8 protein-coding genes are annotated in these 10211 nt (G+C 29.5%); 5 read left to right on the plus strand and 3 right to left on the minus strand.

Features of this window, described 5'->3' with window-relative positions:
- The first annotated feature begins 109 nt into the window (after nt 1-109).
- The 3 genes from ACIQ56_RS09925 (at nt 110) to ACIQ56_RS09935 (ending at nt 4464) form a co-directional block, all read left to right on the plus strand.
- Nucleotides 110-1174 (plus strand): hypothetical protein, encoded by a 1065-nt coding sequence (locus ACIQ56_RS09925; RefSeq protein ID WP_397600906.1) that lies wholly within the window; start codon nt 110-112, stop codon nt 1172-1174.
- Nucleotides 1175-1332: 158 nt separating this feature from the next.
- Nucleotides 1333-2943 carry an aldehyde dehydrogenase family protein gene (locus tag ACIQ56_RS09930; RefSeq protein WP_397600907.1) on the plus strand — a complete coding sequence of 537 codons (1611 nt, stop codon included), beginning with the start codon at nt 1333-1335 and terminating at the stop codon, nt 2941-2943.
- A 384-nt stretch (nt 2944-3327) separates the two neighbouring features.
- Nucleotides 3328-4464, plus strand: a complete 1137-nt coding sequence (locus tag ACIQ56_RS09935) for a PQQ-binding-like beta-propeller repeat protein (RefSeq protein ID WP_397600908.1) — start codon at nt 3328-3330, stop codon at nt 4462-4464.
- Here ACIQ56_RS09935 and ACIQ56_RS09940 read toward each other — a convergent pair.
- The gene (locus tag ACIQ56_RS09940; protein ID WP_397600909.1) at nt 4450-5196 is read right to left on the minus strand and encodes an RNA methyltransferase; all 747 of its coding nucleotides are present in this window, start codon (nt 5194-5196) and stop codon (nt 4450-4452) included. The two genes, ACIQ56_RS09935 and ACIQ56_RS09940, sit on opposite strands and share 15 nt — an antisense overlap.
- Nucleotides 5197-5206: 10 nt before the next feature.
- Nucleotides 5207-6583, minus strand: a complete 1377-nt coding sequence (locus ACIQ56_RS09945) for a CCA tRNA nucleotidyltransferase (RefSeq protein ID WP_397600910.1) — start codon at nt 6581-6583, stop codon at nt 5207-5209.
- A 140-nt stretch (nt 6584-6723) separates the two neighbouring features.
- On the opposite strand from ACIQ56_RS09945, the gene der reads away from it, so the two are divergent.
- Both der and ACIQ56_RS09955 read left to right on the plus strand, forming a co-directional pair.
- Complete coding sequence (der, locus tag ACIQ56_RS09950) at nt 6724-8229, plus strand: ribosome biogenesis GTPase Der (protein WP_397600911.1); 1506 nt, start codon at nt 6724-6726, stop codon at nt 8227-8229.
- Between the two features lie 5 nt (nt 8230-8234).
- The gene (locus tag ACIQ56_RS09955) at nt 8235-9638 is read left to right on the plus strand and encodes an RsmB/NOP family class I SAM-dependent RNA methyltransferase (RefSeq protein WP_397600912.1); all 1404 of its coding nucleotides are present in this window, start codon (nt 8235-8237) and stop codon (nt 9636-9638) included.
- A 47-nt stretch (nt 9639-9685) separates the two neighbouring features.
- On the opposite strand, the gene ACIQ56_RS09960 is transcribed toward ACIQ56_RS09955, so the two are convergent.
- A complete protein-coding gene (locus ACIQ56_RS09960; protein WP_397600913.1) occupies nt 9686-9967 on the minus strand; it encodes a hypothetical protein in 282 nt (93 codons plus the stop codon).
- Nucleotides 9968-10211 lie beyond the last annotated feature (244 nt).

Genomic DNA, 10211 nt, shown 5'->3' on the forward strand with positions numbered 1-10211 from the left:
CCTACGCAATGAATATCATCTCTGGGAGCCGGATGTGGGAAAACTACAAGTCCGGTTCTGCAGGGGTTTCATGGCAATGAATTACTTTATTTGAAAGGAAATAAAAGTCATGTCTCTACCTACCACTAATTTATTTGAAATGTTAAAGTTAAAAGACAATATGAATTTAAGACAGAATTATTTTAAAGAATTAGTTCATCAAGGTAACGATGATCATAATATTAAAATTAATCACGATTTTTTAGAAAATTATCTTTTTAATCAAAATAGAAATTTAACTAAATTACAAAGACAAGTAGAACAAGAATATATTTTATCTTCGATTGAAATATTTGCTCTTCATGAGGTATTTGAACTTGCAAAAAAATACATGACTTCCATTGCCATTCGTCCAACAGCAGCAGTTGCATTTATGGCAAACGAGTCTGGTAACCCAACAAAACCTCAGGAAATTAAAAATAAAACTAGTAAATTGGAAGATACTTTTTTACATGAAAATATTGAAATAAAAGATATTGGTTCCGTTGTTCACTATAATCCATCTGGTCATAAATTATCATTGAGTGATTTTAAAACTTTTAAAAATGAACTTTGGAAAATAAAAAGAGAAAAATTAAATAAAAATTTTAAAACTAGAAGTATGACAGAAAAAATTGTTAATTATTTTTATTGCAATATGAATAAAATTGAAAATATGTTTTATTCACGTACAAATGAGTTTGTTGAAGAAAATTCTTTATATCAGCCTGGTGGCAAATACTCTAAGCATGTCTATGTTGAAGAACCTTTCCTATTTTTAAGATCAAAACCAGGGCAGAAAATATATGGAGATCATGACCTATTTTGTTTTGCTGGATTTAATGGAGTTTCTCCCGCTAGTATTGAAAATAAAGCATTGCTGAAAGATTTAATGCTATGCCCACGATTTCAAGCTCAACACGGTGGCATATATTATTGGAATCCTTATGAAGAATTTAACAAAAATATTAAAATTACAATTATGAATTCTCATACAATTGGTTCAAAAGATCCTTTAATTGTAGTTACTCCAGGCTTTGTAAAGGCTTGTTATTTTGATTATAGAAAAAATGAATTAGTTAGTGTTTGGGATTTTCCTAATGAAAAAAAATGGCTTGAACAAACTGTTTCAGGTCAGCAGCATTCCAAAACATAATTTAAGTAACTATTTAATTTTTATAAAGCAAATGCAATTTTATATATTATAGAATTGTATTTCAATAAATTTAAACTTTCTTGTAGAATTCTCTCTCTTGTAATATGAATATTTTTGTGAATCTTAATTTCTTAATGTGACCTTCAGGAGGCGTTCTTATGTTTAAGTTATCTTTAAAAATTCCTAATAATGAAATGATTATCAATCCAAAAGATTCAGATCAAGAATGGCAAAAATATTCTGAAGCCGTAAAAAAAGTTCCAAGAAATTTAGATATTCCAATGATAATTAATGGAAAGAAAGTTTTTTCTCAAAATAAAGTAAAAAATTTAAATCCTTCCAATGGAGAAGCGATAGGAAGTTATCAACAGGCCGATGCCACACACTCCCAGCAGGCAATTGATGCTGCATTAAGCGCAAAAGAAAAATGGGCTTCCCTATCTCCAGCAACACGAATTCAAAAATTTCGCGATTTAGAAAATATTTTATTAAAATGGAAATATGAACTATGCGCTGTTTCTAGTCTGGAGTGTGGATACAATTCTTATGAGACTTATGTTGAATGGGCAGAGCTTATGGATTTTGTGAGATTCAACAATTATTTTTATGCAGATATTTTGTCTGAACAATTAGGAGATGGATGGGGTGAGACAAATCAAATTCAAATGCGCCCATTAAAAGGTTTTACATGTGCAGTCACACCTTTTAATTTTCCGCAGGCAATTGGCTATAATTTGCCATTGGTTATGGCTTTAACAGGAAACACAGTTGTATGGAAACCTTCAGATGATGCTGTTATGAGTGGCTATATGCTTATGCTTGCTTTAGATGAAGCGGGTTTTCCTCCTGGCGTAATAAATATGATCACTGGTGATGGTAAACTATGTCTCCCAACTGTATTAACGCATCCTGAATTAACAGCTGTTAACTTTACAGGAAGCTTTCCTACCGCAAGAGCATTTGGTAATTATTTATATAATACCGAATATCCTCGTGCGAATTTTCCTCGTTACGTTGCTGAAACAGGTGGAAAAGATTTTCTTGTTGCTGATTTCGATATTGATGTGATTGATACCGCACGTTGTATTATTCAAGGCGCATTTGGTAGAAGCGGGCAAAAATGTTCAGCAAACAGTGTTGCTTTAATTCATGAAACAATTTGGCCTGAATTGCGAAGTGCCTTACTAAAGGAAACAGCTTCACTTATCGTTTGTAATGCCATCGAAAGAAAATGTGATGTCGGTCCTGTTATTAATGAACGTCAATTTAATAAAATAACTTCATATATTGATCGTGCAAAAAATGATAAAAATTGCAAAATTATTGCCGGCGGCACTTATGAAAAAAACAATGGTTTTTATGTTTCACCTACTATAATTGAAGTTTATGTTGATAAACATGAATTATTAAGTGAAGAAATTTTTGGACCTGTTATTGCTGTTCGAACATATAAAAAATTTGAAGACACTGTTGCTATTATTCAGCAGCATAATTATCGTTTGACAGGAAGTGTCATTAGTAAAAATGAAAATTTTCTTGAACAAGCTGTTCCTGTTTTAAGTCAGCTTGCTGGGAATTTTTATGTAAATAGAAAAACAACGGGAGCGATCGTAAATATGCAACCTTTTGGTGGTGATGGAGCAAGTGGCACCAATGGAAAAGCTGGTGGGAAATGGTATTTATTAAACTTTATATCCCAAGGAACAATTACAAGACGTAATTTAAAATCAACTACGGCTTCTGCTTTAGATAAAATAAGTCAATATTAACAAATAGATTGAGATAGTTTTTAATTATCTCAATTTTTATATTCTATTATAGATCTTTATTAAATAAAAAGAATTAAAAAAATAGAGCACCATTAATTACTTCAGGATTAAAAATTTCTTATATAATTTCTTAAATATAAATGCAATCTAAAAAATAGTTAAATTTATTTGTATGCAAATTTAAATAATAACTCTTATTTATTTTGATTTTGGTTATCTTTTTAAATTTATATTTTTTGAAATAATTAATTTTGTAGAATTTTAAATATAATTAATAATAACTATTTTGTTTGTAAAATAACCAAAAATTTATTACAAACTATCAAATTTATATGATAAGTCTATCTTAAAGTTAAATACTTTGACCTTTATAAAGGAGAGCATATGAATTATATTTCATTAAGAAAAATTATATTTTACTCTATAATTATTAATTGTTTATTATCAAAAGAAACAAATGCAACATCCGTTAATTTTTATATTAATAATGATAGTCCTAGAGCTAGAAATTATAATAATCCATTTAAACTTGTTTTTAACTGGAATATAGTAACTGGTTCTAAAATATTCTCTTCAATCACAGTTGGAAAGGATGGTACCTTATATGTTGGATCATATGATAATAAGTTATATGCTATAAGTAAAGAAGGTAAAATAATTTGGAGTTACTTAACAGACGGAAAAATTTATTCATCACCATTAATAGATAAAAATGGAATCATTTATTTTGGATCCAATGATAAAAAATTATACGCTTTAAATCCTAATGGTACAAAAAGATGGCACTTTGAAGCTGGAGGTGAAATTTATTCTAGTCCTGCAATAGATAAAAATGGAATTATTTATTTTGGTTCTAATGACCAAAAAATTTATGCAATAAATCCTGATGGTACAAAAAAATGGGATTATAAAACAGGTGCAGAAATATATTCAGCAAGCCCTTCTATAGATAATTATGGAAATATTTATATAGGATCCAATGACAACAAATTATATTCCTTTCAAGCAAGTGGAGTAAAAAATTGGGAATATGAAACAGAAGGATATGTCTATTCCTCTGCAACTTTTGCAAAAGATGGAACAATTTATTTTGGCTCCTATGACAATTATGTCTATGCTTTAAATTTAAATGGAACTTTAAAGTGGAGATTTAAGACAGACAAAATGATTTATTCAAGTCCCACTGTTGGTCCAAATGGTACATTATACATTGGATCTTATGATCATAAATTATATGCAATCCATCCTAATGGATCTTTAAAATGGGCTTTTGTTGCTGGAGGAACGATTTATTCAAAACCCAAAATAAGTCGATTGGGAAATATTTTTGTAGGTTCGTTTGATGGTCGTATCTATGAAATTTCAACTGAAGGAAAAATGCTCTGGAATTTAAAAGTAGGCGGCCCTATTTATTCTAATATTGCATTTGGGGAAAATGATTCACTATATGCCAGTAGTTTTGATCATAAAATATATGCTTTTCGGAAAAAATTAGAGCTAACTCCATCACCCTGGGATTAAATTTTTAATTTTGCTAAGAACTCCCTGAATAATATCGACTTCTTTTGTAGTTAGTTTTTTGTCTGAAATTAATTTTGAAAAAACACCCCATTTTTTATCTTCATTTCCGTTTTTGATATAGTCGATTTTTTTTAAAATTAAAAATATATTTTCCTTTAATTTTTCTATATGATTTGAATTTGCAATAGGTTCTTCGATTATTTTTAATACTTTATTTTTGTAATTAAATTTTGAAAACTCATATAAAATAATCATGACTGCTTGTGATAAATTTAATGAATTATTTTCACCAAATGTTGGGATAGAAATAATATGATTACATAAATTAATTTCCTGATTACTTAAACCAGAAGTTTCTCTACCAAAGACAAAAGCTATTTTATTTGGAGCATTTAAATTTAACAAAAAAGAATCAAGCTCCCAAATTGAATTCAATTGTTTGTGATGGCCTCGAATTCTGTTGGTTGTACCTATTATAATTTCTTTATCTAAAATAGACTCTTTCAATGAAGTAAAAACTTTTGCATTTTCTAATATAGAATGAGAGTGAACCGCTAATGTTTTAGAGCCATCAGCCCCATTATTTAAAAATTCACAGGGATTGACAAGACGTAAGTCTGATATGCCCATGTTATTCATAGCACGGGCAACGGCTCCAACATTATTTGGATGTTCTGGTGAAACTAAAACAATACTGACATTATTGGATACGTTTGTTTTATTTACTATCAAAATTGAAATCTCATTTTTGTTTAAGAATATTTGAATTTAAAGAATTAAAATATTCTTTAAAAAATTGGTTTTTAAATTGAATAACACTTTGTACTTTTGGTATAACACCTTTTTTTAAATTTATATATTGAAGGTATTTGATAATTGAAGAAATATACTTTTTATCTAAATGTTCTTTTTCTACATATTTAATTACTTCAGATGTGTTAATTTTTATAATATTTTCTTTTGAGTTAGATTCAATCATTTTATATAAAGTTTCTTTAAGCATTGAGTCTTTAATAAAAATAGATAAATTTATTAATACTCCATAAGATAAATTATTTGTAATTAAATTTATTTGAGATAAGTATTCGAAAAAAATAAAGTCAAGAACTTCGATATCTGTATTTTCTGATAAATTAGATTTTAGAATAATACTTTTTAAAAAAAGTAGGCTTATTTTTTTATCTTCATTGCACAAAGGCCAGTTTTCTATTTCATTCATAATAATTTGATAATTATTATTGAGATCAATGTTATAATTAAATAGAAAAACTTTTAAGAAATTAAAAAATGGATAAGGAGTTTCTATCTTTATTTTTCCAATTGTCAATGGGTTTTTATAAAATAAGTTTTTATCTTTATTATCTTCAATCTTAATTTTAGTGAATATAATTTTATTAATTTCTAAAATATTGTTTAAAGATTCGAAAAAATAGTAAAATCTTCCTAATTTTACTTTTTGAAATTCAAGTAAAATTCTTTCTTTGCTTAATAATGAAATACCATCAGACTGTTTTTTTGCGGCCTCTAAACTTTCATTTGAGATTGTAAAATGAAGGTTAGCCGAAAAACGAGCCATTCTTAAAATTCTTAGAGAATCTTCATATAGTCTATCATTAGCGTTGCCTACACAATGAATTATTTTATTTTTAATATCGTTTAAACCATGATGCGGATCCAATATTTTGTTTTTAATTGGATCGAAATAAAGACAATTCATTGTGAAATCTCTTCTATTTGCATCGTCTAAAAAACTTCCAATAGATATAGACTCTGGTCTTCTCCTGTCTTTATATTTTCCTTCTTTTCTAAATGTTGTAAGCTCAAACTGCATATCATTTATTTTAACTAAACTAACTCCAAATGCTTCTCCAACAAACTGGGTATTTTGAAACAAACGAAAAATATCGTCAGGTGTAGCGGATGTTGTTAAGTCAATATCTTTAGGAATTGCATTAGGTTTAATTAAAAGATCTCTTATTGCACCCCCAACAAAATAGGATTCATGGCCATTTTTTTGAAGAATAGAGCATATTTGTTTTGCTGATAGGTAAAGCTTAGATTTTCTAACATTTGAAAAGGGAGAAAATTCCTTATTCTTAAAAAGCGCTTTATGTTTCACAAATTTTCCGTTATGCAAGTGGATTGGCTATGATGCCTCTTCTTTTTGCCCTTTTATTTGCCTAAATGATAATTAAAGGATCATGGCATCTAGAATAGCTTCTAGCATATTTTACAAGACAGAAACAGGATCACTCTAAAATGACTTTAAGAACTTATACTCGACTTGTAGCCCTTGTCGGACGTCCAAATGTAGGAAAAAGCTCGTTATTTAACCGCATTATCCGCGAGCGTAAGAGCCTTGTACATAATGAACCTGGTGTTACTCGCGATCGTATTTTTGGGCGCGCAGAACATAACGGGGAAGCATTTTATATCTGTGATACAGGCGGTTTTGAGCCAACTTCTCGTGATAATATTAAAATTCAACTTGTTGAACAAGCTGAAATGGCAATTGAAGAAGCTGAGACTGTTATATTTGTGGTCGATGGAAGAGAAGGAATTCACCCCGTTGACTCCGATTTGATTCGCCGTTTAAGAAAATCTGAAAAAAACTTTATTGTTTGTGTAAACAAATGTGATCTACCCAAAGATGATATTTTTATAGAAGAATTTAGAAAATTAGGTGTGCAAAGAATTTTTCCGGTAAGTGCTGAACATAATAGAGGGATGTCCGATCTTCTCGATGCCGCAACAGAGATTTTTGCAAATTCTCCCAAAGAAAAAAGAGATGATCCAGAAAATCCGCCAATAAAACTTTCGATTATTGGCCGTCCGAACGTTGGTAAGTCTTCGATTCTAAATAGATTAGTTGGAGAAGTTCGTTCTATTGTTGATGAACGCCCAGGCACAACACGTGATACGGTTGATGCAGGACTAAAATACCATGGCCGCGATTTAAGAGTGATTGATACAGCAGGAATTCGTAGAAAAAGTCGTATGGCAGATAAGCTAGAGCGTTTTTCCGCTTTTCGAAGTGTTGCTTGTCTTGAAGATGCCGATGTTTCCATACTTGTTATTAATGCCGAAGATGGAGCTACTGATGGAGATGCTCGAGTAGCAGGTTATGCATTTGAATTAAGAAAACCAATATTAATTGTTGTTAATAAATGGGACTTAATTAAAGACAAAACATCTAATACTGTAAATGAATTTACTGAAAAACTTCATCTTGATCTTAGATATTTAAGATATGCTCCTGTTATTTTTGTGAGTGCACTTGAAAATTTAAGAGTAAGTAAACTAATACCTATGTGTATAGACTTATATGATCAAAGTAGCCGAAGAAATTCGACTTCACAAGTAAACAATATATTGAAAGAAGTTCTTTTAAAACACACGCCTCCAATGGTTAAAAATAAGTCTAAAAGAATTAAATTTTTCTATGCAACTCAGGTTGGAACCTTGCCTCCTCGGTTTATTATATTTTGTTCACATCCTCAAGATCTACATTTTAGCTATAAAAGATTTGTTGAAAATGCTTTCCGTGAGGCATTTGGCTATAAAGATATTCCAATTTCTATTATTTTCCGTGAAAGAACGCGTTCACCAATTGATGATAAAGGTGAAAGAGTTAAAACGACAAAAGCAGCTCGTTTTCAAAAAGATAGAAACTATGATGATGATATCCGTTCTATGGAATTTGAAGATATGAAGGCTTTAGATGGAGCTGAAATCGAATTTTTCGATGATGAATCTGAGGAATAAAATTCATGTCTGAAAAGCAAAATATCAATACAAAAAATTACGAAGGCCGTTGGTTGCACTTAAATAAATTATGGCGTGCAGCTATTTCTCAAGAAACTCTCCCCCAAATGGATAGATGGCTTGCCCAAGAGTTTGCCAAAAATTCTAAATATGGAAGTCGCGATAGACGCTGGTATAGTGAATGTTTATTTGCTGGAATTCGTTATGGTTATTTTGCTTTATTTTGTGAGGATTTTTTTAATTTAAAATATAAGATAAATTCTGAAAATAAAAAAGAAATTCATTTTCAAAATTTTGTTCAATATTTTAAAAATAAATACCTTTCTGTAGAAGATATCTTACAGGCATTTCGCAAAATAAATGAAGAAAGATTTTTTATATGGATCCGTCTTCGCTATTTGGCTTCGAATGCAAAATTACAAGAAAATATTTCTATTGAAACTAATGAAAATGAATTTTTAAATGAAAAAAAAGTTTTTCATGAAATTGAAAAACAATTAAATCAAAATAATATTTTAATATCTCAAATGATTATGCAGAGTGTTCCTTTATGGTTTTTAGATCAGTTTGAAAAAAGAATTGCCCTATCTAACTGGAATAAAGAGCAACAAGATTCTTTTTTTAGTCTTCTTGAGAGTCGTCCTCCCATGTGGCTTCGTTTAAATGACGAAAAATTTAAAACAAACGTTTTAAATGAGCTACTAAAAGAAGGCTATCAAGTAGAAGTTCACAATTCATGCACTCTAAAAGTTATTGAAGGTAAGGGCGGAATTTTTGCTTTAAATTCGTTTCGAGCTGGGCTTTTTGAAATACAAGACCTTGCAAGTCAGCAAATTGGTGAACATGTAGAAGCTAAATTTGGGCAATTTATTTGGGATACCTGTGCAGGTGGTGGTGGAAAAACACAACAAATTGCAAGTTTTATAAAAAATAAAGGCGTTATTTATGCTTCAGATATTCGTGAATACAAACTAGAAGAAGTTAAAAAGCGAGCTCGAAAAAGTGGTTTTTTTAATATTCGTTGTCTTCCTTGGAATGGAGAAGGTCTGCCACAATTTCAAAAAGAAGTTGAAAATAAAAATGGATTTGACTGGGTATTAGTTGATGCTCCTTGTTCTTCTTCAGGGACATGGCGTAGAAATCCTGATTCTAAATATCGTATTACAAAAGAAAATATTTTAAGCTTAATAGATTTACAATTGAATATTTTACAGACAGCAAGTGAAGCAGTGCGTAGCGGTGGTCATTTGGTCTACTCTACTTGCAGTTGGCTTTATGAAGAAAATGAAAATATAATTGAATGTTTTATTAGAAATAATCCAGATTTTACAATAATAAATCACAAGATGTTGGGATCGCCAATTGAAAACGCAGACACCATGTTTGTAGCTGTTATACAGAAAAAATAGTATATAGTTTTTTAAAAGTTCTTTAACAATATAAATTTATAATTGAGCTATGAAATTTTTTCTGTTAATAGAATTTTTTGGTCATATTTTGATTTAATAATTACTTTTTTAGTTATTTCATCAAAATTAAAAATAATTTTATTATATTTTGATTTATATTTGCTAGGATCTTCATACTTTCTTATTATTTCCCAGTAATTTTTAGCACTATCTATAAATTTTTTAGCTTCATTATTATAACTATTTAAATCAAAATTACTAATTCCATTAGACAAGAAGATCTCATAGCTAAGATCATCGGCAATTTCTTCAGGAAGTCCTTGCTTCATTAACTCTCCAGTCATATCATCTAGCTGATACTTTTGTTCTCTTGGATTAGCATATTTTAAATAATTAATTAATAAATCTTCATTTTGGATTTCTCTTTTTTTTGATCGATAAGTAACTGTGATCCTCCCCTAAGAAAGTAGACACCCAGATCCGAAAAAAACTTTTAGGAAAGAGGTGTTGAAATGGTGTTAACCAAAAGAAGGTATACAAGCGAATTCAAGCAAGGGGCGATTGAGCTTACAA

Source organism: Silvanigrella sp. (genome assembly GCF_044369315.1).
Lineage (GTDB): Bacteria > Bdellovibrionota_B > Oligoflexia > Silvanigrellales > Silvanigrellaceae > Silvanigrella.